24 protein-coding genes are annotated in these 21573 nt (G+C 45.4%); 13 read left to right on the top strand and 11 right to left on the bottom strand.

All coding sequences use genetic code 11. The features are described 5' to 3' along the window. Window positions 1–2: 2 nt before the first annotated feature. The 5 genes from ACH32G_RS14915 to ACH32G_RS14895 form a co-directional block, all read right to left on the bottom strand. A complete protein-coding gene (locus tag ACH32G_RS14915) occupies window positions 3–1034 on the bottom strand; it encodes a LacI family DNA-binding transcriptional regulator (protein ID WP_448814513.1) in 1032 nt (343 codons plus the stop codon). Window positions 1035–1170: 136 nt separating this feature from the next. After that, the gene (locus ACH32G_RS14910; RefSeq protein WP_016936770.1) at window positions 1171–2055 is read right to left on the bottom strand and encodes a shikimate dehydrogenase; all 885 of its coding nucleotides are present in this window, start codon (window positions 2053–2055) and stop codon (window positions 1171–1173) included. Between the two features lie 64 nt (window positions 2056–2119). After that, window positions 2120–2881 (bottom strand): type I 3-dehydroquinate dehydratase, encoded by a 762-nt coding sequence (gene aroD, locus ACH32G_RS14905; protein WP_448814512.1) that lies wholly within the window; start codon window positions 2879–2881, stop codon window positions 2120–2122. 27 nt (window positions 2882–2908) lie between these two features. Then, window positions 2909–4102: an MFS transporter gene (locus tag ACH32G_RS14900; protein ID WP_448814511.1), complete on the bottom strand. Its 1194-nt coding sequence runs from the start codon at window positions 4100–4102 to the stop codon at window positions 2909–2911. Window positions 4103–4433: 331 nt separating this feature from the next. Continuing rightward, entirely contained in the window at window positions 4434–4649 is a 216-nt protein-coding gene (locus ACH32G_RS14895; RefSeq protein ID WP_003155571.1) for a DUF1128 domain-containing protein, read from the bottom strand. A gap of 155 nt (window positions 4650–4804) precedes the next feature. On the opposite strand from ACH32G_RS14895, the gene ACH32G_RS14890 reads away from it, so the two are divergent. Genes ACH32G_RS14890 through ACH32G_RS14880 form a run of 3 tightly spaced genes read left to right on the top strand, consistent with a single transcriptional unit; the run spans window position 4805 to window position 6469 of the window. Further along, complete coding sequence (locus ACH32G_RS14890) at window positions 4805–5278, top strand: low molecular weight protein-tyrosine-phosphatase (RefSeq protein WP_016936767.1); 474 nt, start codon at window positions 4805–4807, stop codon at window positions 5276–5278. Window positions 5279–5291: 13 nt separating this feature from the next. Further along, window positions 5292–5618, top strand: a complete 327-nt coding sequence (locus tag ACH32G_RS14885; RefSeq protein WP_016936766.1) for a hypothetical protein — start codon at window positions 5292–5294, stop codon at window positions 5616–5618. An 11-nt stretch (window positions 5619–5629) separates the two neighbouring features. Continuing rightward, the gene (locus tag ACH32G_RS14880; RefSeq protein ID WP_033574984.1) at window positions 5630–6469 is read left to right on the top strand and encodes a YihY family inner membrane protein; all 840 of its coding nucleotides are present in this window, start codon (window positions 5630–5632) and stop codon (window positions 6467–6469) included. A gap of 185 nt (window positions 6470–6654) precedes the next feature. Here the strand turns inward: ACH32G_RS14880 and ACH32G_RS14875 are convergent, their stop codons facing one another. Then, complete coding sequence (locus tag ACH32G_RS14875; RefSeq protein WP_016936763.1) at window positions 6655–7833, bottom strand: MFS transporter; 1179 nt, start codon at window positions 7831–7833, stop codon at window positions 6655–6657. Window positions 7834–7967: 134 nt separating this feature from the next. Between ACH32G_RS14875 and cax the strand changes: the two genes are divergently transcribed. Both cax and ACH32G_RS14865 read left to right on the top strand, forming a co-directional pair. Continuing rightward, window positions 7968–9047, top strand: coding sequence for a calcium/proton exchanger (gene cax, locus ACH32G_RS14870; protein WP_255034265.1), 1080 nt, complete (start codon window positions 7968–7970; stop codon window positions 9045–9047). A 70-nt stretch (window positions 9048–9117) separates the two neighbouring features. After that, window positions 9118–9912, top strand: a complete 795-nt coding sequence (locus tag ACH32G_RS14865) for a YfkD famly protein (protein WP_095242108.1) — start codon at window positions 9118–9120, stop codon at window positions 9910–9912. A gap of 27 nt (window positions 9913–9939) precedes the next feature. Here ACH32G_RS14865 and ACH32G_RS14860 read toward each other — a convergent pair whose 3' ends face one another. Both ACH32G_RS14860 and yfkAB read right to left on the bottom strand, forming a co-directional pair. Further along, entirely contained in the window at window positions 9940–10773 is an 834-nt protein-coding gene (locus ACH32G_RS14860; RefSeq protein WP_016936760.1) for a mechanosensitive ion channel family protein, read from the bottom strand. Window positions 10774–10779: 6 nt separating this feature from the next. Next, window positions 10780–11901 carry a radical SAM/CxCxxxxC motif protein YfkAB gene (yfkAB, locus tag ACH32G_RS14855; protein ID WP_016936759.1) on the bottom strand — a complete coding sequence of 374 codons (1122 nt, stop codon included), beginning with the start codon at window positions 11899–11901 and terminating at the stop codon, window positions 10780–10782. Between the two features lie 145 nt (window positions 11902–12046). Between yfkAB and ACH32G_RS14850 the strand changes: the two genes are divergently transcribed. The 7 genes from ACH32G_RS14850 to ACH32G_RS14820 all read left to right on the top strand — a co-directional run bounded on the left by ACH32G_RS14850 (window position 12047) and on the right by ACH32G_RS14820 (window position 17794). Further along, window positions 12047–12232, top strand: coding sequence for an SE1561 family protein (locus tag ACH32G_RS14850; RefSeq protein ID WP_003155558.1), 186 nt, complete (start codon window positions 12047–12049; stop codon window positions 12230–12232). Between the two features lie 101 nt (window positions 12233–12333). Further along, window positions 12334–13125 carry a delta-lactam-biosynthetic de-N-acetylase gene (gene pdaA, locus ACH32G_RS14845; RefSeq protein ID WP_326352458.1) on the top strand — a complete coding sequence of 264 codons (792 nt, stop codon included), beginning with the start codon at window positions 12334–12336 and terminating at the stop codon, window positions 13123–13125. Window positions 13126–13334: 209 nt separating this feature from the next. Beyond that, complete coding sequence (locus ACH32G_RS14840; RefSeq protein WP_448814510.1) at window positions 13335–14255, top strand: ABC transporter ATP-binding protein; 921 nt, start codon at window positions 13335–13337, stop codon at window positions 14253–14255. Then, window positions 14248–14985 carry an ABC transporter permease gene (locus tag ACH32G_RS14835; protein ID WP_448814509.1) on the top strand — a complete coding sequence of 246 codons (738 nt, stop codon included), beginning with the start codon at window positions 14248–14250 and terminating at the stop codon, window positions 14983–14985. Before ACH32G_RS14840 ends, ACH32G_RS14835 begins: the two co-directional genes overlap by 8 nt. A 96-nt stretch (window positions 14986–15081) precedes the next feature. After that, window positions 15082–15681: an undecaprenyl-diphosphatase gene (locus tag ACH32G_RS14830; protein ID WP_448814508.1), complete on the top strand. Its 600-nt coding sequence runs from the start codon at window positions 15082–15084 to the stop codon at window positions 15679–15681. A gap of 372 nt (window positions 15682–16053) precedes the next feature. Continuing rightward, entirely contained in the window at window positions 16054–16779 is a 726-nt protein-coding gene (locus ACH32G_RS14825) for a response regulator transcription factor (protein WP_448814507.1), read from the top strand. Next, on the top strand, window positions 16769–17794 hold the full coding sequence (locus ACH32G_RS14820) for a sensor histidine kinase (protein WP_448814506.1): 1026 nt from the start codon (window positions 16769–16771) through the stop codon (window positions 17792–17794). The genes ACH32G_RS14825 and ACH32G_RS14820 overlap by 11 nt, the downstream gene beginning before the upstream one ends. Before the next feature lie 129 nt (window positions 17795–17923). On the opposite strand, the gene ACH32G_RS14815 is transcribed toward ACH32G_RS14820, so the two are convergent. From ACH32G_RS14815 to corA, 3 genes are all read right to left on the bottom strand, one after another. Then, on the bottom strand, window positions 17924–18784 hold the full coding sequence (locus ACH32G_RS14815) for an NAD(P)-dependent oxidoreductase (RefSeq protein ID WP_448814505.1): 861 nt from the start codon (window positions 18782–18784) through the stop codon (window positions 17924–17926). A 50-nt stretch (window positions 18785–18834) separates the two neighbouring features. Continuing rightward, complete coding sequence (locus ACH32G_RS14810; RefSeq protein WP_448814504.1) at window positions 18835–19482, bottom strand: hypothetical protein; 648 nt, start codon at window positions 19480–19482, stop codon at window positions 18835–18837. A 63-nt stretch (window positions 19483–19545) separates the two neighbouring features. Then, window positions 19546–20505 (bottom strand): magnesium/cobalt transporter CorA, encoded by a 960-nt coding sequence (corA, locus tag ACH32G_RS14805; protein ID WP_016936755.1) that lies wholly within the window; start codon window positions 20503–20505, stop codon window positions 19546–19548. 106 nt (window positions 20506–20611) lie between these two features. On the opposite strand from corA, the gene ACH32G_RS14800 reads away from it, so the two are divergent. Next, entirely contained in the window at window positions 20612–21475 is an 864-nt protein-coding gene (locus tag ACH32G_RS14800) for a DNA-3-methyladenine glycosylase family protein (protein ID WP_448814563.1), read from the top strand. The last annotated feature ends 98 nt before the right edge of the window (window positions 21476–21573 follow it).

The following is a 21573-nucleotide window of genomic DNA, read 5'->3' as shown; positions in this document are numbered from 1 at the left end:
TATCAGGCGTTCCGCTTTTTTTGTGAAGATTCACGAATGACCAGCTCAGGCGCCAGAATAATGCGCTGTTTTTGGTGCTGGGAATTGGTGATTTTATGATGCAGCAATTGAGCCGCTTCTTTTCCCGACTGCCGGGGAAAAGAAGCAACGGTTGTAAGCGGGGGATAAGAAATTTCAGCTTCCGGCACGTTATCAAAGCCGACAATGTCAATATCTTCGCCCGGGATGAGTCCTGCTTTTCTGATCCCTTGCATGACGCCGAACGCGACCAAATCACTGAAACAGAAAATCGCGGCCGGGCGCTCAGGCCGGCGGAGCAGCTCCATCACTGCCTCATAGCCTGCCTCGCGGGTCGGCGCGCTGTCAATCACAAATTCATTTTTCACTTCAAGATCCGCTTCACGGAGCGCTTTTTGAAAACCTTTCATCCGTTTCGTCCATGTTGATGAGTGCTTCACGCCGCCCAGAAACGCAATCTCCTGGTGCCCTTTCTCAATGAGGTGGCGCACTGCCTTATAGGTGCCTTCCTCATAGTCAGCTCCGACAAAATCACAGTCCGCATCGGCAATCTCCCTGACGGCGAGCACGACCGGAATATCAAGCTGCTCAAGGCGGGAAAGGGTTTCCTCGGCTGCGCCTGAAACCGGGCATAAAATCAATCCGCCGACCCTGTGTTCCAGCATGGTCGAGATCAGCTGCTCCTGCTTGGCGACGGAATCAAATGTCGTGCCTAAGAGCACTGTTAATCCGACTTCCTCGAGTGTATTCTGCACGCCGATCAGAAACTCTGAGAAAAACGTATTGGAAATGTCAGTGATAATCAACCCTACCGTTGTGGACGTCTGTGATCGTAAATTCGCTGCGACCCGATCATATACGTACCCAAGTTCCCGCATGGATTGAAGCACTTTCTCACGGGTCGCTTCGGAAATACGCGGATTATTGCGGACGATTAATGAGGCGGTGGATGTTGAGACGCCGGCATGCTCAGCGACCTGCTGCAATGTCACCCGGCGTTTTTTTTGCTGTTTCATACGTCGCATTCCTCACTTGGTTATTATTCGTTACCTCCATTATAAGCGTTTTGGCGCGTGAGAAGAAAGAGAGAGGGGGAGAAAAAGATAAAGCGCCGGAAGACGGATTGTCCTTCGGCGCTTCTGTCACAATAGATTATTCAAACATCTGCTCTTTAATATACTGAACCGGCATTTCACGGCCTGTCCAATATTCAAACGCCATGGCGCCCTGCCAAAGCATCATGCCGAGGCCGTTAATGGTCTGGCAGCCGGCCGCTTGAGCCTGTTCAAGCAATTTCGACGTAACGGGGTTGTAAACGACGTCTGTCACAATCAAATCCGGACGGAGCATGGATGTGTCTTCAATGACGCTTAAGCCTTCAAGCGGTTTCATGCCGACACCCGTTCCGTTTGTGAAAATATCGCTTGAAGCGATTTCAGCACGCAGCGCATCTTGATCTTCGAGCGGGAAAAGATTCGCTTTACAAGAAGAGCCCTTCATTTCTTCATTGATGATGCGGACATTCTCTTCCGCTTTTTCGAAAAACGCGTCATTGCGGGCGAAAATTGAGATTTCGCCGAGGCCTTCCAATGCGGATTGAATCGCAATCGGAGTAGCGGCTCCGCCGGAACCGACCAGCGTCATTTTTTTGCCTGTGATGTCGATGCCGTGTTCTTTTAGGTTGCGGACGTATCCCATACCGTCAGTGGAGTGTCCGATCAATTTTCCGTTCTCATTCACCACTGTATTCACCGCACCGGTGAATTTCGCTGAATCCGCGAGTTCATCGAGGTAAGGGAGAATGTTCATCTTGTTCGGCATCGAGACATTGAAGCCTCTGACGTTTAAGGCGCGCATTCCCGTCACCACATCTTCAAGCTGTTCATTGCCGACTTCAAATGCGAGGTAAGCGTAGTTCAGCCCTAATTTTTTAAACGCCAGGTTGTGCATCGTCGGAGATAAAGAGTGTCCGATCGGTGTCGCGAATAATCCGATAAGCTGAGTTTTTCCGTTAATCCGTCCTAAATCTTTCTTCATGATGTATTCCTCCGTTAGTCCATTCATTTGTTTTTCATTCCGCTTGAGGGAAGAAAAACGCTGATTACATATTTTTATTTAAAATGCTGAGTACACTTCGCAATTCAGCAACGGGAATCTGTCCGGGCGCAGATGCTTCTTTGCCCGCGCCGAACGTACACGCCGAGCCGAAGACTTCCCCGGCCAGCCGGCTGATCAGGCCCGTTCCCGCCATTGACATCGTGATGATCGGCCGGTCCGCGTATTGTGTTTTCATCGTATGTGTGGCATCCAATAAGACGAAAACATCTTCAGTGCTTTGCGGCATCACCGCGATTTTCGGAATGTGCGCGCCGTACGCCTGCATTTTCCGCAGCCGGGAGATGATTTCTTCTTTTTTTGGTGTCTGATGAAAATCATGATTGGACATGACGACATATACGCCATTGTCTTCAGCAGTTTTCACAATTGATTTGACTTCCGCTTCTCCCGTAAACAATTCAACGTCTACAAGGTCAATGTGTGTTGTTTCGATTACGGTTTTAAGCAATTCAATGTAAAGGCGGACGTCAAGAACTTTATTTCCGCCTTCTTTATGGGTTCTGAATGTAAAAAGCAGCGGTGTTGCGCCTGCAGCTTTCCGCACCTTTTCAAGCATGCCTTTTACGGCGTCCGGGCTCTCAACGTGCTCATATACATCCGCCCGCCACTCAATGATATCCGGGTTAAGCCTGTTGACGGCTTCAATTTCTTCAAGGAGTTCTTTCTCTCGGGCTGCCATCAGCGGCACAATGATCTTCGGAAGTCCTTCGCCGATGACCGTGTTTCTGATTGTAATAGATTGCATGATATGTTCTCTCCCTTTAAAAAATAGTCAGGCTCTCATCACTTGCTTAAAACGGATACCGATAAACAATGCGAGGAGGGCGCTGACGGCCGCAATTCCGATATCAAGCAGAAAAACAGGGGTCAGGCCGGCCGTTTTGGATATCGCTCCCGTTATAAGCGGAATGACAATAAAAGATAAGCTTGATGCTATATTAACAAAAGATGTGATGGTTCCTTTATTTTTAGGGAATAAAACAGCCATAACCGTCATCGCCAATTGCAGAATGCCCGCAGTTGAAAGTCCGATGACGAAGGAACTGATGACCGATACGGCCGGCTGCTGAATGAAAATCAGAGCAAGCAGCGCGATTGCCGCGATCACCGGGTACAGCACCATTACCGTAATCGGCTGAATCACTCTGTTTAACAGCACAGCCAGCAATAACACGGACACAAGCGCCCCGATGCTGTAATAGCTCAACAATTTGACGGCCTGCACTTCGGGCATACCCAAAACGGATTGACCGAACTTAGGAAGCCATACTTGAACGAGCATAAACAGCGCCGTTGATGAAAAGCCTAACAAAATAATGGCAAGGCCTTCGCGCCATATCGACGGCTGTGATCTGAACGTGTCATCAGACGGAGAAGCATCCGTCCGGCCGCCGTCATCTTTTTGCTTATGATTCGGAAACGGAACTTTCAACAGGAAAAAGCCGTTCAGGAAGAAAATGATGCCGGGCACGAAAAACGTCCACCCGTAAAACAAATGCCTGTCCGCAATAAATGCGATAAAAAACGGAAGCACCGTCGCGCCGATGGATACAAACGCTTTGATTAACACGGTTGCAGAGCTTGCGTTTTTCGGAAATCCTTCAATAAGCGCCGGATATGTGCCGGAATCCAAAAATGAATTGGCGATCCCTGCGAAAATAGCGAAGATAAACGCTTCCGTATAGTTTGTCGAAAGCGGAATTCCGATTAAGAAAATCAGATACAGAAATGCGCCCGCCACGATAAACGGCCGTCTCCCGAATGTATCCGAGAGCTTTCCGGCAAACAGAAGCGAGATCAGCTTCCCGATCCCGATGGCGGAGACCAAATAGCTGACCCCGGCTGCGGATGTATGAAGCTGTTTTGATAATGCTTCCATATTCGATGCGATAATAATATTGATCATGCCCAGCAGGAAATAGTTGATATAAAGACCCGCTGCCATTTTGGTGTATATGTTTTTCATGATGACATCCCCTAATGCGGTTATTAAAGTTAAATTATTTTTTAAATTGATAAACGCACATAACCATTCCCCTTTATTGAACCACTGCCTTTCTTTAAAAACTGGTTTGATAAAACGGCTGCAGGTATACTTGATTAACACTGATAAGACAGCAAGTATATCGTTCTACTAAATAAAAACAAATTAGCGGACCGCTCATTTAGTATATCGTTATACCAAGTTCACAGTTACTATACGCCTTCTTTTTAATTGTGTCAAACCGATGAACTTTTATTTTTTATTTTTTTAAATCAAAAAAGCCCCGCCGTTTTTTGGCGGGGCTGACACGGGTTTATTTTCTGAGAGAGGCGAGCTCCTCAGCAATGGCCTGCATTTCACTCGGGCTGAATGATGCTTTTTTCATGACCATTTGATGAAGATATGTAAGATCTTCTATTTTTTCATCACTGAAATCTTCCGCTCTGATGACGCCGACATTGAGCATGTTGAGCTTCTGCGAAATGTCTTCAATCATTTTGTTTAACGTTTCTGTTTGTTGGCTCGGCAAATTCATGCATCCTTTCATGACCGTTTTCGTACCCTTTATTCTAACAGAATTCATTTAGAATAAAAGCTTATTTCCACAGCCGCAGAAAAATTGCTAAGATGATGTTAAGGTTTTTGATCCTCAAAATGCGGGGAAAGAATAGGGAGGTTATCGATATGATACATGTGCTGTTTGTCTGTCTGGGAAATATTTGCCGTTCGCCTATGGCAGAGGCGGTATTTTCTGATATGGTGAAGAAAAACGGGCTGAACGGGCAGATTAACATTGATTCAGCGGGAATCGGCGCCTGGCATGCGGGAAATCCGCCGCATGAGGGAACGGAGCAGATCCTTAAAGAGAAAGGGATCAGCACAAGCGGTATCACGGCGAGACAGGTCCGTGAGTCTGATCTGACCGATTTTGATTACGTCATTGCGATGGATGCTGAAAATATCGGGCATCTGCGCAGCATGGCCGGTTATAAAAAAGCGGCGCCGCGTATCGCAAGGCTGCTTGATTATGTACCGGAGTCGGATCTTGCGGACGTGCCTGATCCGTATTATACCGGGAATTTCAGCGAAGTGTACGCTCTGATCGAGTCCGGGTGCCGTCATTTGCTGGAGACAATAAAGAAAGACCATCATTTATAAGGGGGATTGACCGATGAAGCAGACACGCATCATGGCAAAAGCGATTCTGATCGGCGCTGCCGCCGGCGGAGCACTTTCTTTATTACATAAGCCGACAAGAGAGGCATGTTTCCGGAACATGGACGCGTGCAGGCGGCGTGCGGCATTTTACCGGAATAATCCCGAAGCCTTGAAACAGGAGGCTTCTGCAAAACTGGATCAAGTGAAAAGCATCGCCAATACCGTATCGGACGATCTGAGTTTTTTAAACGGACAGATCACCAAGCTGAAGCAGACGACGCCGCAGGTCATTGACCTGTTAAAAGAGACGAAGGAGCATTTTTCGAAAAACGATCATTGAGGTGGGATGTCATGAGTTTTATAAAGGAGCTGTTTGCAAGATTTTCTCTGCATGAAGGACAAAGTAAATCGGCGGAGCTGGCGTATTTTTTTCTTCTGTCATTGTTTCCGTTAATGATTTTCATGCTGACGCTCACCGCCTATCTTCCCATATCGGCAGAAGACGTGCTCGGCGCAGTCGATCAATACGCGCCCGACAGCGCAATGTCCATGGTAAAATCCATTACGGAGCAAACGCTGAACAAACGCAGCGGCGGACTTTTGTCATTCGGGATTATCGCCGTCATCTGGTCGGCTTCTAACGGTATGAACGCGATTGTCAGAGCATTTAACCATGCCTACGAAGTCGAGGAAAACCGCTCATTTATCATCATTCGCCTGACCTCAATTTTTTTAACCATCGCGATGGTGGTTACGATTTTAATCGCACTGCTTCTGCCGGTGTTCGGCAGAGAAATCGGAATGCTGGCCGCGGATTTTATCGGCGCCTCCGGCCTATTTTTGCAGGTGTGGTCGGTTGTCCGCTGGGGTATCAGTCCGCTTATCCTTTTAATCGTCTTTACCGCGCTTTACATTTTCGCGCCGAATAAAAAGCTTTCCCTCCGTTTTGTGCTGCCGGGAGCCGTATTTGCGGCAGCCGGCTGGATTATCGTCAGTATGCTGTTCTCATTTTACGTCGGCACCTTTGCCAACTACAGCGCCACATACGGGAGCATCGGGGGAATTATCGTCCTTATGATCTGGTTTTACCTTACGGGAACCCTGCTGATTTTAGGAGGAGAAATCAACGCGCTTTTACATAAACGTAAAAAGCTTCCTGATGAAAATCCGTATCGCGGGAGCAAGCTATAGAGGAACGGATGACGTTCAAGCTGAAAAACGGAGGGGAATCGGCTATGACCAAGCATACGAAAAAAGGCGGAAGCCATAATAAACAAAACTCAAAAAACGGCCCGAAGAATAAAACAAGCGGAAGCGCCAACGGGCAGAACGGATACCACTAGAAAGAAGCCGCCTGGCCTAAATCAGGCGGCTTTTTATGAGGCGGGAAAAGAATGGGATTCGGATGCGGCGCTGTGCTTTGTTTTCCCGAAGACGAGCGCAAGCCAAATACAGACCAGAATCACTGTAATAAAGTAAAACAAATTGGCGCTTTCAAACCGCTGCATATACCAGCCGCCCGCCACCGGCCCGATCATGCTGCCGAGGCTGAACGAAATCCCGCAGAGCAGATTGCCCGCCGGAAGAAGATGGGACGGCAGCAAGTCGCTCATATAGCTGATGCCGAGGGAAAACATACTGCCGACCGCCATCCCTGCCATGAAAAAGCAGCCGCCGATGACAGAAGGCGACGGAAACAATCCGGCCGTCAAAAAGCAAAGGGCACCCGTTAATAAGATGACGAGCAGGACACGTTTTCTCCCGAATCGATCGCTTAATAAACCGAGAGGGAACTGGAATACAATACCTCCGATGGCGAAAGCGGGCAATATCAGCGCGACGGCATCAACGGATATGCCTAAGCGCAGGGCGTACACGGGAAAACTCCCGTTCAGCGCCGTTTCTAAAAAACCGTAGCCGAAAGCCGGGAGAAAAGCGACCCAGCCGAAAAGAAGGGCGCGGTAAAACCGTTTTGCGCTGTTGTCCCCGGATGTTTCATCCGGACCTTGCGCCGGGTACTCGTTACGTAAGGCAAACACAAACAGCCAGGCGGCAAGACTGATACAGCCGGATACGATAAACGGAAGGGACGGACTTGTTTTCACAAGAGGGACCATGAACGGGCCGACAGCGAATCCAAGCCCGAAGGACAGTCCGTACAGCGAAATGTTTCTTCCTCTGTTTTGGGGCGTTGACTTGGAAGTCACCCACGTTTGGGTGGAAAAATGCAGCATATGATCCCCGATTCCGATCAGCAGCCGAAGAAAAAACCATAACCATATGGATTGAAGCCAAATAAAACTGAATAAGCTGATGATGACAAGAAATCCGCCCGCGACCATCAGAGGTTTGAATCCGAGCTTTCTCAGCGGCGCTTCCATAAATGGCGACGCAAGAAGCACGCCGATATACAGGCCGGTTGCGTGCAGGCCGTTTATAGCGGCTGATTCTCCGTTCGTTTCAAAAATGACGGAAATCACCGGCAAAAGCATGCCTTGGGAAAAACCGGAGATGGAAACAAGCAGAACCAAAATAAAGAAGTGCAGTCGTGACATCGCGTATTTTCTCCTTCTTCAGTATCTTTCTTGATCGTACACGGATTTTCCGCGTCCGGCAACCTGAAAATGCCAATTCGGGCTGACTCGGAAGTGTAATTGAGGGAGTTTTTGAGAAGGATAAAAAAAGACTCATTCGAAAAAGGAGCCAGGCAGATATGAATCGGATTTTTTTCTTTACGGCTGCGGCGGGAGTGCCGCTTTCAGTCATCGGCGGCCTGATGCACTGGCCGTCAGCGGTTTTGTTTATTATTTATTGCTTGACGATTATTGCGCTTGCAAGTTATATGGGGAGAGCGACTGAATCTCTTGCCATTATCGCGGGACCGCGGATCGGCGGTCTGCTGAATGCCACGTTCGGCAATGCGGTAGAGCTGATTATATCGCTATTTGCCTTAAAGGAAGGGCTGACGGGCATCGTGCTTGCTTCACTGACCGGTTCGGTGCTCGGCAACCTTCTGCTTGTCGCGGGATTGTCGTTTTTTATCGGCGGTTTGAAATACAAGCGGCAGGAATTCAATATTCATGATGCCCGCCATAATTCAGGCCTGCTGATATTTGCCATTATCGTAGCTTTTGTCATTCCCGAAGTGTTTTCCATGGATATGGGGGAAAAAAGCAAACTTGATTTGAGTGTCGGCATCAGCATCATCATGATCCTTTTATACGTGGCGGCTCTTTACTTCAAGCTCGTCACCCACCGCGGCGTTTATCAGCCGAACCAGCCGGAGGCCAAGGAAGAAGAGGAGCAGCCTGAGTGGTCGGGGAAAAGGGCGACAGCCGTCTTATTTATCGCAACCATTATTGTCGCCTACATATCTGAAAACCTTGTTCATACGTTTCATGCGGTGGCTGAACAGTTCGGCTGGAGCGAATTGTTTATCGGGGTGATTATCGTCGCAATCGTCGGAAATGCCGCAGAGCATGCGTCGGCGATTATTATGGCGTACAAAGACAAGATGGATGTCGCCGTTGAAATCGCGGTCGGTTCGACTTTGCAGATCGCCATGTTTGTAGCCCCGGTTCTTGTGATCTGTTCCATCTTTTTCCCGGTGAATATGCCGCTGGTATTCACATTGCCTGAGCTTGTCGCGATGATATCATCCGTCCTTTTGATGACGATGATTTCAAATGACGGTGATTCGAACTGGTTTGAGGGGGCTACTCTCCTTGCCGCTTATGTCATCATGGCGATCGGATTTTTCCTGCTTTAACCTGTAAAAAATGCGGATAACAACGATTACGGAGGAAAAGACTAAAGGAAAATGCTATAGAAAGAGTGATATGATGAAAAAGCTGTTTCATGCCACATTGATTCTGCTGTTATCCTTTAGTTTTTTTGCAGCGCCGTCTGCCGGTGCAAAGAAACCGTTTAAGGTTCCCAACTCTGTCGTCAGCATTTCCAAGGAAAATACGTATCCGAATGCTTCACAGGACCAGCCGATGCTTCAGCCGAGCAAACTGGCAAAGGAATTGTTAGATACATCAGAGATCAACATCGAAAATCCGCATCTGATAAAGATGCTGAATGAATCCTCGGTTTCCGGTTCACCGCTTGCCATCGGATACCGGGCGACAATATTTCTCGGGAAATGGGCGCTCGGTTATCAATCGAACGAAACGGTCGCCAACTGGGAATATAAAAAAATCAACACGAACAGAGCGGATAACCGGGGCGGGCAGCAAGCCGCCGAAATCTCATACGCCCAAGAACAGCAATACAAAATCAAAGGCGGGCTCACAGCGAAAGTGCCGAACGCAGAAGACGTGAAAAGCATGATGATGCAAAAAGCGATGAAGAAAACAAAACTGCCGCTCGCGTTTGAAACGGTCATCGGCGCCGGGACAAAACGCGATCAGATTTATAAAATTTCTCCGCAGCGGCTCGGCTACCTGCACGCCTATGCCCCGGCCGTTAATGAGAAAGGAAAAGTAACATACGGCGAAGTGTATTTGGTGCTGAAAGGCAGCAAGCGGAAACTTGTCGTCAAAAATGTGACCTCGCAAGGAATCGGCGCTTGGATTCCGGTGCAGGATCATGTCACATTCGGTTTTCAAATGACAGCGCAGCCGAGATAAATAAAAAAAGCTGATTCCGATTGGGAATCAGCTTTTTTGTGTATGATTCATTTCCTCAAGCAATTGCACATTGTTGTTGTACAGTTCCCGGGCAAGAACGCGTCTCACCGCAAGGCTCGCCGAGAAGTATTCTGTGTCTTGAACCATGCCTTTGACGGTAAATTCAATGCCTCTCGTCAATTTGTTCAGGCTCATGATTCCATGCACTTGAAACGGTTCCGCAGCATTGAGAAATTCATCCCGCTTCAGTGAATCGCGAAGTTCATCATTGAGCATGTCACAGGCTTTTTCTAAGACGGCGTATACCCGCTCAGGATCTTCCTTGTAACTGATCACGACAGACTCGGTAATCCTCATAAAATCAATGTTATAGTTTTGAAGCTGTCTCACCTCACCATTTGAAATGGTAAGCAGCTTGCCGGAGAACTCACGGATCTGCATGGAACGGAGTCCGATTTCTTCGACTGTGCCGTTGAACAGATTATTAATCGTCACGTAATCGCCTTTATGCAGCTGGCGTTCGTATATTAAAAAGACACCGGCCAAAATGTCCTTGATTAAAGACTGGGCGCCGAAACCGATGACGATACCGGCAACGCCCGCCCCGGCTAAAATTCTGCCGAAATCATGAACGAATAAAGAAATGACGTAAAAGATAAATCCGATCGTCGCCGTATACTGGGTGATGGATCGGACGAGGCTCTCAATCGTTTTCCCTTTCCGTTCCTCCAAGAAATCTGTGCGTTTAAATAACACCTGTACAAAGCGGTTGATCAGAAAGACACCGGCGTAAAGCACGAGAGCGACGATGATGATCTCAACCACTTTGCTTTTCAAAATATCCGTAATTGTCGTTTCCATCTTCTGTTATCCTCTGGCTTTTCGTAATGAAAAATCTGTCTCCTGATAATAACTGTTTTTGACAAGGACGTTCGGTCCGAGGCATCGGACGTTTGTACAGCGGCAGTTCAGCTCTTTGCTCAGCTTCGTCTGTCTCCACTTGTCATACGCTTCAGGAAGGCTGTCAGTTTTAATATTGCCGAGCGGCGGTGTATCACCGAAATCCGTGACAATGATATTTCCGTCAAAGATGTTGACATTCAGGCGGGAGCGGCCGTCAGGATCGTTTCGCACCGTAACGTTTTTCGCTTCCCGCAGGCGGCGGAGGAGCTTCTGATCTTCTTCATCAGGGCTGCATGCGTAAAACGGGAGCGTGCCGAACAGCATCCATGTTTCTTCATCGCGAATATCGAGCAGATGATGAATGGCCTGTCTCATGTCCTTCAGGCTGAGTGATTCAAGCGCGCTGGCGAAATCACTCGGATACATCGGATGGACTTCGTGGCGCTGGCATTTCATTTCTTCCGTAATCTGCCGGTGAATATGTTCAATATGCGGAAGCGTGCGTTTATTCAGCATCGTTTCCGCTGAAACCATTACACCCGCTTCAACCAGCGTACGGCTGTTTTCAATCATTTTGTCAAAATAGCGCGCCCGCTGTTCAAATGTCGGTTTTTTCTCCATCATCGCGAATCCGATGTCGGCAAAGTCCTCGACCGTTCCCCAGTTGTGGGAAATGTGAAGGACGTCCAAATAAGGAATAATCCGTTCGTATCGGCCGATATCAAGCGTCAGGTTTGAATTGATCTGTGTGCGCACGCCGCGTTCATGCGCATATTTCAAAAGCGGGACGACATATTCCTTTACCGATTTCAGCGAAAGCATCGGTTCGCCGCCCGTAATACTGATCGAGCGTAACAGCGGAATTTCTTCAAGCCGCTTTAATAAAAGGTCAATCGGCAGCGCATTCGGATCTTTCGGCTGAAGCGTGTACCCGACCGCGCAGTGCTCGCATCTCATATTGCACAAGGTCGTCGTTGTAAATTCAACGTTCGTCAGTTTCATATCTCCATACTGGTCGACATCCATGTACGCTTCCCAAGGATCGTACTCCGGTGTGATCGGACGCAGTGCTGTGTTTTGTGTCATGACTATCTAACTCCTTTATAAATGGGCATACTAACGTCTGCCAAGTGTTAATTTTAGACCTGATCTGCCAAGATCGCAAGTAGCGGAACCATTGAAAAACGGCAAAAAATACGCTACCATTATAAAAAATGAATGGAGTGGAAATATGGGGAATGCAGTAAACAGCAAAGATCAGCAGCTCGATTACTTAAAGAACAGACTCGATATGTTTATGAATGTCATTGATTCATTAGACCCTGAATCAACGGACGTTGAAGATATAGACCGGCTCATCGGCATGCTTGATGATCTGGAAGCAAAATACGAACGCTTCAAAAAGGATTGGGAATAAACCCCGGCAGCCCGCCGGGGTTTTTCTCTTTCCATAATGCGGCTGTATAAAAGGGGTGAGCCTACTGCAAAATAAGGAAAAATGCAGAAGGAGTGCTGGGCATGAAATGGTTTTGTTCAATTTGCTTCATGGCTGTCCTACTTGCGGGAGGCATAAACAGTGCAGAGGCCGTGCCGAATGAACGGATAAACTGGGGATTTAAACGCAGCGTCAATCATCAGCCGCCGGATGCCGGCAGACAGCTGGACAATCTTGTCAAAAAATACGATGCCTTTTATTTAGGCAATACGAAAGAAAAGACCATTTACTTAACGTTTGATAACGGATACGAAAATGGGTATACCCCGAAAGTGCTTGATGTTTTAAAAAAACATCATGTCACAGGCACTTTTTTTGTCACAGGCCATTTTGTGAAAGAGCAGCCTGATTTGATTAAACGGATGTCAAAGGAAGGCCATATTATCGGCAATCATTCTTTTCATCATCCTGATCTGACGACAAAAACGGGCGATCAGATTCAAGATGAACTCGATTCCGTCACGGAAGCTGTTTACAACATTACCGGAAAGCGTGACAATTTGTATCTCCGTCCGCCGCGCGGCGTGTTCAGCGAATATGTCCTGAAAGAAACGAAGCGCCTCGGCTACCAAACCGTTTTCTGGTCCGTCGCATTTGTCGATTGGAAGGTTAACGAGCAGAAAGGGAAAAAATACGCCTATGATCACATGATAAAACAGGCGCATCCCGGCGCGATCTACCTTCTCCACACTGTTTCAAAGGACAATTCAGAAGCTTTGGACGATGCGATTACCGATTTGAAAAAAGAAGGATACACGTTTAAAAGCATTGATGATCTAATGTTTGAGAAAGAAATGAAGCTGCCGTCTTTGTAACGGGGAGCGCCTCTCCATATTGATGGAGGCGTCAAAGCCCTTATGCAAATAAACATCACTGAGATGAAACCTGCTCCCAGTTAAAGGGGGCAGGTTTTTTGCCGGAATGCTTATATGAATTAAGAGATAGTTAAGAAATAGTTAATCCCCAGTTAAAAACGCATTCCTATACTATTGTACATAAGCATTAGGAAAGTAGGTCTGGATCAATGCAGGAAATAATTAAAACGACGAATTTAACAAAAGTTTATGGAAAACAAAAGTCAGTTGATAACCTCAACATAACAGTTAATGAAGGTGATATTTACGGGTTCCTTGGGAGGAATGGGGCAGGTAAAACAACGACTATAAGAATGCTGCTGGGGCTGATAAAGCCTACTCATGGAAAGATTGAGATATTCGGTGAGGATTTACATGCGAATAAGAAAGACATTCTAAAAAGAATTGGTTCAATTGTAGAAGTACCTGGATTCTATGGAAACCTCACTGCTAAAGAAAACCTTGAAATAAATGCCAGGATCGTTGGAATTCACAAAAAAAATGCAATTGAAGAAGCATTAGAAATTGTGGGATTAGAGAATGAAACTAAAAAGCTTGTAGGCAAATACTCTTTAGGAATGAAGCAAAGACTTGGCATCGCCCGATCTCTTCTTCACTATCCGGAATTACTAATATTAGATGAACCGACGAATGGTTTAGATCCGATTGGTATTAAAGAGATGAGAAGGCTCATTAAAACATTAGCTGAAGAAAGAAAAATTACTCTGCTGATATCAAGCCATATCCTGTCTGAGATTGAACAATTAGTTGATCATTTGGGAATTATTCACGAGGGAAAACTGTTAGAGGAAACTGAATTTGATAATCTCCGGAAGAAAAATCGAAAGTTTCTTGAGTTTCAAGTTTCGAATGATGACAAAGCTTCAATGCTTTTAGAGAAACATTTTCAAATCTTTGACTACGAAGTACATGGTGACGGGATTATCCGCATTTTCTCGCATATTGGACAACAGGGAGCGATTAATAAATTACTTGTTCAGAACGATATTGAGGTGCTTAAAATTTTGATGAGTGAAGACCGTCTGGAGGATTATTTCACAAAATTGGTTGGGGGTGGAACCATTGGTTAATCTGTTATACGCAGAGTTACTAAAACTCAGAAGGTCTGCGATGCTTCTAATAAGTACGATAGGAGCTTCGGTCGTCCCATTTATGGTTGTCGTTGCATCCTACGTACAAATAAAGACTGAGAATCCCGTTGCTGTCATAAAATTCCATGAACTTTTCAGCAACGCTAACTTATATACAGTCTTGGTAGTGGGGGTTCCGCTGTATGGAGTTGTTGCCGCTTATATTTTTAACAGGGAATATATGGATGATACACTGAAAAACCTTTTAACCATACCTGTTTCCAGAATAAATCTTATTCTCAGCAAATTACTGCTGCTATTTATCTGGATATTCTTTTTAACTTTAGTCGCGTGGGGGCTTACTTTATTACTAGGTGTGATCTTGCAATTCCCGGGTCTCAGCCAATCACTCATACTCAAATCATTTTTGCACTTTGTAATGGGGGGAATTTTACTATTTGTTTTATCAACACCTATTGTTCTGATCACAGTTGTTCTAAAGAATTACGTACCCACCATTATTTTTACAATCCTAATTACTTTGATAAATATTATGACAGCTAACTCAGAACACAGAGGATTGTTCCCATGGGCAGCGGCCGGAGATATTTCAATGAATACGCTTCTCTCTACTTATCCTCCGGAATACTCTTATTTGGGAATTGCTTTAGTCTCAATAGTAGGATTTGTTTCCTTAATAATCTATTTTAACAAGGTGGATATACATTAATTTTTGTAAATGTTTCAAGTGAAAAGCAGATTGTTTGCGGTTCGCACAAATCACTTACATATGTAAATGAGATTTTTAAATAGGAGGATAATATAAATGTCTTTATCAGAGCAGAATATTGCCGCTTTTCGTGCTGTAAACGATTTAGGTAAAGAATTTCCATTTCTAAACTCAGCAATGGTCATACTTGCTGAATATGCAGTGTTTATTTTAGCACTCGTTATGCTTGTTTTCTGGTTTACCCGAAATGACAAAAACAGGATGATGGTCATACAGGCGGGAGTGGCATTCATTATAGCAGAGATGATTGGGAAAATTGCCGGTCAACTCTATTCCAATAATCAGCCATTTGCAGTTCTTTCAAATGTTAATAAACTGGTAGATCATGCGGTGGATAATTCATTTCCAAGCGATCACACCATCCTATTCTTTTCTATCTCATTTTCTTTTTGGCTTGTATATAAAAAAACAGGTTGGATATGGATCATACTTGCACTTAGTGTAGCTGTTTCACGCATATGGGTAGGTGTACACTATCCTTTCGATGTTGCTGCAGGAGCTCTTTTTGGAATTATATCAGCTGTGTTATCGTATTGGATTTTACCAAGGCTTGCATTGACTAAAAAAGTTCTAACTATTTATGAAAAGGGCGAAGGGTATATTTTACCTCGAAAAGAGAGGTCTAAAGATTTTTAGGCAGACTAAAAACACCTGTATGAACTAGGTGTTTTTGTTTGTTCGAACACAAAGAACTGGGAAGAATGAAAAACTGATATTGATTATTAATCTACAGGCAATGTTTTAGCATATATACTTACTGCTTCCAGGGGAAATTAAAACATAATAGAAACTGATCTTGTTGGAGTTAGGGCTCACTCTTTAAATATCATGATGTTTGTGTCAAAGTTATATTTGGAAGCTGAGCGTTACAATGTTCATAAGCCGACAATTTGAATACACCTGTGTTTATATAAAATACTGAAAATTGGCTAAAAGACCATGTGATATATTGTAAACACCCACTGTTACTTACATAAATACAAAAAATATGAAGGCAGGTGTCATGAAGTGAAAGAAATTCGTGTCCTTATCGCTGATGATGAAAAAGTGATCAGAGATTTATTAAAAAAATATATTGAACGAGAACTTTATTTAGTGGATGTCGCAAGGGATGGGGAGGAAGCGTTGGCATTATTTGAACAAAATACTTATAACCTAATCATATTGGATCTCATGATGCCAAAAATTGATGGAATTGAAGTATGCAGAAAACTAAGAGAAAAAACCAATGTGCCAATACTAATGCTTACTGCAAAGGATCATGAAGCTGACAAAATTGTAGGGCTGAGTATAGGGGCTGATGATTATATTACAAAACCTTTTAGCGTAAATGAGGTTGTGGCCAGAATTAAGGCTTTGATGAGAAGGTTTTTCATTTTGGGAAGCGACAGCGGAACAGAAGAAAAGCCGTTGCTGAAATTTAAAGGTCTGTCGATTGATGTGAAAAGATATATTGTATGTATCTCAGGTAAAGAAATAGCATTAACCGCAAAAGAGCTGGAGCTGCTGAAATTTATGGCCTCCAATCCAGAACAGGTATTTACGAAGGCTCAGTTATTTCGGAATGTTTGGGGCAATCATTACGGCAATCATTACTTAGAAGATGATAATACCGTAATGGTTCACATAAGAAAGCTAAGAAAAAAAATAGAAAAAGACCCATCTAATCCTCAATTTATACAAACAGTTTGGGGAATAGGATACAAATTTGCAGGTGAGAAAGATGAGTCATAAAATCACATATCTTATGATTCTGCAGATTACACTGATTTGCACCAATTTTCTATATGACTGGCACAGCCAAGAGCTTAACACTTTTAAACTTGTTATCTTTGGTCTGCTGATCGGTTTGTCTGTAATCCTTATTGCAAATTACTGCAGATTCAGCAATGATCTCATTCAAGTGATCCATGCGGTTAAGCGTACATTAAATGGAAACTTAACGACAAGAATATTTGCAAATGGAACGCCAATATTTAATGAAATGGTTTTTTCAATAAACGAATTGGTAGAGAAGTTAGAGAAAATACAGGTTGAAACGATTCAAACGCATGCAGCCAGAAAAAGTCTGTTATCAAGCATATCACACGATATTCGTACACCGCTTACATCGATTATAGGGTATTTAGATGCGTTGAAAGATGATATTGCAGCCTCGGAAGAAGAAAAGAAGGAATACTTGAACATTGTTTCAAAGAAGTCGAATAACTTAAAGCAGTTAATTGATGAAATATTTAACATGGCTAAACTGGATGCAGATGAAATGCCGCTGCAGCCGGATATTATTGATTTTTCTGAAATAACCAGAGAGTTATTGATTGAATACTTGCCGGAGATAAAGAGAAGTGAATTAGAGCTTAAAATAAATATCCCGGAAAGAAAGTGTCTTATTATGGCGGATCGTCTAAGTATCGTTAGAATTATTGAGAATATCTTGAAGAATGCCATCCTTTACGGAAAAGAAGGAAAGGTTCTAGGCATAGAACTTAAAGAGAATGACAAAGAATTTGAACTGCTGATCTGGGATAGGGGCCCAGGGATACCAAAGACAGAATCAGAGAAGGTATTTGAGAGGATGTACAGGGGAGACCAGTCCAGAAGCTCAGGACACTCGGGAAGCGGTTTAGGACTCTCAATTGCCAAAGCGTTAATTGAGAAAAATCAAGGAAGAGTATGGGTTGACAGCACCCCATATATAAAAACAACATTCGGCATTGCGTTTGGCAAAATAAAGTTGACACGGACATGAATTGAATATTACAAAGAGGAATAAGCAAGGCGGTTTTTGGCTGTCAAACAGACGCTTAGAAGCCAAGAAACCAATGTGTACGGAACACATTGGTTTCATTTTTTCCTAAACGGGAGGGGTTTTTACTGTTTATTTGATACATTTAATCAAAGCGGCCCAATCCAGATCCCCGAAGCCTTGTTCGATCCCGCTTTCAAAATGGCTCTTGGCCAGCTCGGCAAGAGGGAGTTTGGCGGAAACCTGTTCCGCGGCGGTGAGCGCCAGATTGGTATCCTTCAGCCCTAAAGACATTTTGAAGCCGGCCGGCTCAAATGCCTGCTCAGCCATAATGGTACCGTAATTTTGATAGACAGGAGAGCCAAAGAGCGCGCTGGCGATTTCTAAAAATTGTTTCCGTTCTAAACCGTACTTCTCCATCATTAAGAATGATTCTGATAGCGCCTCCAGCATAGAAACGAGCAAGAAATTGATGCTGATTTTCGCAGCATTGGCGGTCTTTGTTTCTTCACCGACGTCAAATATCTGCTGGCTCAGGCTTTTTAGCAAAGGCTCGGCCTTTTTCTTTGCTTCTGCCGGTCCGGCTGTGATGATGCGAAGCTCGGCCTTCTCAGCAGCATCGGGCCGGCCGAGGACGGGAGCGGCGATAAAGGATTGGCCTCTGCCCGAATGTGCAGCGGAAAGCTGTTCTGACAGCGCCGTACTGATGGTGCTCATTGAAATATGAATGCCGTTTTCAGATAACCCGGCAATAATGCCGCAAGCTCCGAACGTCACGCCTGTTACGGCTTCATCGTCTGACAGCATTGAAAGCACAATGTCCGCATGTTCAGCTGCCTGGCGGGGCGTTTCGGCATATTCAGCCCCTTTTTCCAGCAGATCAGCCGCTTTTTCCTTCGTCCGGTTATATACAGTCAGACTGTATCCGGCTTTCATGATATTTTCGGCGATGGGGTGTCCCATGTTGCCGAGTCCCGCGATGGCGATCTTCATTTGACAGTCCCTCCAATGTAATGTTTTCCGCTATTATACATGCAAAATGTTTATTGTGCTGTGTACAGGCTTGCCACTTTCAGTTCTGGGTCTGATGACCAGCCGGAATCTGATGCGGCTTTCCCCTTATGAAATCCGGTAAACCGCGTCTTGATGATTGTTTTTGAACGGGGCTTTACAGTGAACGTTTTTGATTTGAATGTGACGCCTTTTATGTCCTCAGATAAGTCCGGCGTGACAGAAATGGCTTGTTCCCCTTTTCCGTAGTGATTGACATAAAGCGTACAGCTCATGCTCGCTCTTTTTCCCTCAATGAAATGGCTGCATTCGCTGCGGTGCTTCAAATATTCGACAGCCTCTTTTTCGGGCGCGAATTGTTTTAAGGAAAAAGCGGCATATTCGGTGGCGGGGCTGATACCGGAAGCGGCCCCCATACTGAGAAAGATCAAAAACAGCCCTGCCGCGGGAAGCGTCCGCCTGAACGCGGCGGCACACCAGATTAACGCCGCAAAGTAAAGGACGACCCCGGGAATGACGGAGATATGGGCTCCGTCTTCAGACCAAGGAGAAAAGCCGAGCGATTCAAAGATGTAATCAGACATCGTACAGCCGTTATACAGCGGGGCAATGGACATGACACAAAAAAGCAGGAGGACAGAAGAAATGGTTTTGTGAGAAAGCATGATAACGGCGCACACCTCTTTACGTTTTTTTCCAACATATCATGTTTTCTCAAAAAAAAGAACAGCCTGCAGCCGTTCTTACTTGAAAATATTAAACCAGCCTTTGCGGGCGAACCAAAACAGCATGGCGGCCACAAGAACGGCCATGACGCCCAAAACGATAAAATATCCGTATTTCCAGTGAAGCTCAGGCATGTTATCAAAATTCATACCGTACACCCCCGCGATGAACGTCAGCGGTATAAAGATGGTCGAGACGATGGTTAACGTCATCATAATGGCGTTCATCCGGTTTGAATTCAGCGTTACGTAACTGTCCCGCAGATCTGACGTCATATCACGGTTTGACTCGATCAGCTCAGCCAGTTTTAACAGGTGGTCATAAATATCGCTGAAATAAGCCTTCGTTTCACGGCTTTCTTTTACATGGTCAAGGCTCAAAATCCGGTACATTAAATCGCGCATCGGAATGATCGTCCGTCTCAGGTTCAAAAGATCAGTCCGCAATTCAAATACTTCATTCATTAAAGTGCCGTAAGATTTATGTGTTCTGCTGTCTTCAATCTCATTCAGCCGGTCTTCAATTTTGTACAGCACAGGGAAATATTCATCGACAAGCTGATCCATAATCATATAAGTGATATGTCCGGGCCCTTTTTTGGCTAATCCCGGAGAAGCGAAAAACCGTTCTCTCACCCTTGAGACACCGGGCGATTCGTGCAAATGGAAGCTGACGATGAAACGGTCGGACTGAAAGATGTCCACCTCTTCCATTTCCAGTGTGTCCGGGTTTAAAGCGTGGAGCACATAAAAACGGTAGCCGTCATAGTGGTCGATTTTCGGCCGCTGCATGTGCTGAAAGCAATCCTCGATCGCAAGCGGATGAAAATGAAAATAATCCCGCAGCAGCTCGGTTTCATCATTCTCGGCGCCGAAAAAATCAACCCAGTACCATGCAATGTCCGGTTGTTCTGTACGTGATAGGGGGATATTATCTAATATCTCATTATGTGTTGTGATTGCGGTTATATGTATCATAAACAACCCTCCGCCTGCCATTATATCATGCGGCGTTATGAAGAAAAGTATACGAATTGCCGCCGGGCCGCTTCATGATATACTTGGACAAAAAGGGGTGGAGCATATGTGGGAGGAAACGGTTTCGGTCACGCCGCCGTATCATTTTGATAAAGTGCTTGAAAGGCTGTCACTCGATCCGCTGAATGCGGTCGATCTTAAAGCAAGATCAATCAAAGTGCCGCTCAGAACACGGGACAGCAAACTGTCCATCATCACGGTTCAAGCGGAAGGCACCGCCGCAGACCCGGTTTTTCTCGTCAGCGGAGAAAATGACCGCGAGGAGATGATTGAACGGATCAAACGCATTTTTCAGTGGGCGCAGCCGCTTCAGCCGGTGCTTGATCATTTCTCAAAAACAAATCTGTCGGCGCTTTTTGAGGAGCATGCGGGAACCCCGCTCGTCTTAGAATATGACGTCTACAACTGTCTTATGAAATGCATCATCCACCAGCAGCTCAACCTGTCCTTCGCTTTTACGTTAACGGAACGGTTCGTCCATGCCTTCGGTGAACAAAAAGACGGCGTCTGGTGCTATCCCGAACCGAAAACGATTGCGGCGCTTGATTATCAGGACTTGCGGGAGCTCCAGTTCAGTATGAGAAAAGCGGAATATGCGATTGACATTTCACGGATGATTGCAGACGGGGCGCTCAATCTGGCGGAACTTTCCCATCTATCGGATGAAGACATTATGAAAAAGCTGATCACCATCAGAGGCATCGGGTCGTGGACCGTCCAAAACGTCCTCATGTTCGGCCTCGGCCGCCCGAATCTGTTTCCTTTGGCGGACATCGGCCTGCAAAACGCCGTCAAACGCCGCTTCGCCCTTGAGGATAAACCGTCAAAAGACGTGATGCTCCAGGTAAGCAGCGAATGGGCGCCTTATTTAAGCTATGCGTCCTTATATTTGTGGAGAAGTATTGAATGAAAACCGCTTTGATCATTTTTTGGAAACTTCCAATGAAAAACATGAAGGAACCGCCGGCTGCATGTTATACTGAAAAGATGTGGTATTTCAAATCAGCC

Source organism: Bacillus sp. CIS52, assembly GCF_053545315.1.
The sequence above is the reverse complement of the archived record's forward strand: the minus strand, read 5'-3'. Positions and strand labels throughout refer to the sequence as shown.

Excerpts from the sequence above, each read along its gene's own strand:
- ACH32G_RS14915 (WP_448814513.1), bottom strand. The coding sequence starts at position 1,034 with ATGAAACAGCAAAAAAAACGCCGGGTGACATTGCAGCAGGTCGCTGAG.
- ACH32G_RS14910 (WP_016936770.1), bottom strand. The coding sequence starts at position 2,055 with ATGAAGAAAGATTTAGGACGGATTAACGGAAAAACTCAGCTTATCGGA.
- aroD (WP_448814512.1), bottom strand. The coding sequence starts at position 2,881 with ATGCAATCTATTACAATCAGAAACACGGTCATCGGCGAAGGACTTCCG.
- ACH32G_RS14900 (WP_448814511.1), bottom strand. The coding sequence starts at position 4,102 with ATGAAAAACATATACACCAAAATGGCAGCGGGTCTTTATATCAACTAT.
- ACH32G_RS14890 (WP_016936767.1), top strand. The coding sequence starts at position 4,805 with ATGATACATGTGCTGTTTGTCTGTCTGGGAAATATTTGCCGTTCGCCT.
- ACH32G_RS14885 (WP_016936766.1), top strand. The coding sequence starts at position 5,292 with ATGAAGCAGACACGCATCATGGCAAAAGCGATTCTGATCGGCGCTGCC.
- ACH32G_RS14880 (WP_033574984.1), top strand. The coding sequence starts at position 5,630 with ATGAGTTTTATAAAGGAGCTGTTTGCAAGATTTTCTCTGCATGAAGGA.
- ACH32G_RS14875 (WP_016936763.1), bottom strand. The coding sequence starts at position 7,833 with ATGTCACGACTGCACTTCTTTATTTTGGTTCTGCTTGTTTCCATCTCC.
- ACH32G_RS14865 (WP_095242108.1), top strand. The coding sequence starts at position 9,118 with ATGATGAAAAAGCTGTTTCATGCCACATTGATTCTGCTGTTATCCTTT.
- ACH32G_RS14860 (WP_016936760.1), bottom strand. The coding sequence starts at position 10,773 with ATGGAAACGACAATTACGGATATTTTGAAAAGCAAAGTGGTTGAGATC.
- yfkAB (WP_016936759.1), bottom strand. The coding sequence starts at position 11,901 with ATGACACAAAACACAGCACTGCGTCCGATCACACCGGAGTACGATCCT.
- ACH32G_RS14850 (WP_003155558.1), top strand. The coding sequence starts at position 12,047 with ATGGGGAATGCAGTAAACAGCAAAGATCAGCAGCTCGATTACTTAAAG.
- pdaA (WP_326352458.1), top strand. The coding sequence starts at position 12,334 with ATGAAATGGTTTTGTTCAATTTGCTTCATGGCTGTCCTACTTGCGGGA.
- ACH32G_RS14840 (WP_448814510.1), top strand. The coding sequence starts at position 13,335 with ATGCAGGAAATAATTAAAACGACGAATTTAACAAAAGTTTATGGAAAA.
- ACH32G_RS14830 (WP_448814508.1), top strand. The coding sequence starts at position 15,082 with ATGTCTTTATCAGAGCAGAATATTGCCGCTTTTCGTGCTGTAAACGAT.
- ACH32G_RS14820 (WP_448814506.1), top strand. The coding sequence starts at position 16,769 with ATGAGTCATAAAATCACATATCTTATGATTCTGCAGATTACACTGATT.
- ACH32G_RS14815 (WP_448814505.1), bottom strand. The coding sequence starts at position 18,784 with ATGAAGATCGCCATCGCGGGACTCGGCAACATGGGACACCCCATCGCC.
- corA (WP_016936755.1), bottom strand. The coding sequence starts at position 20,505 with ATGATACATATAACCGCAATCACAACACATAATGAGATATTAGATAAT.
- ACH32G_RS14800 (WP_448814563.1), top strand. The coding sequence starts at position 20,612 with ATGTGGGAGGAAACGGTTTCGGTCACGCCGCCGTATCATTTTGATAAA.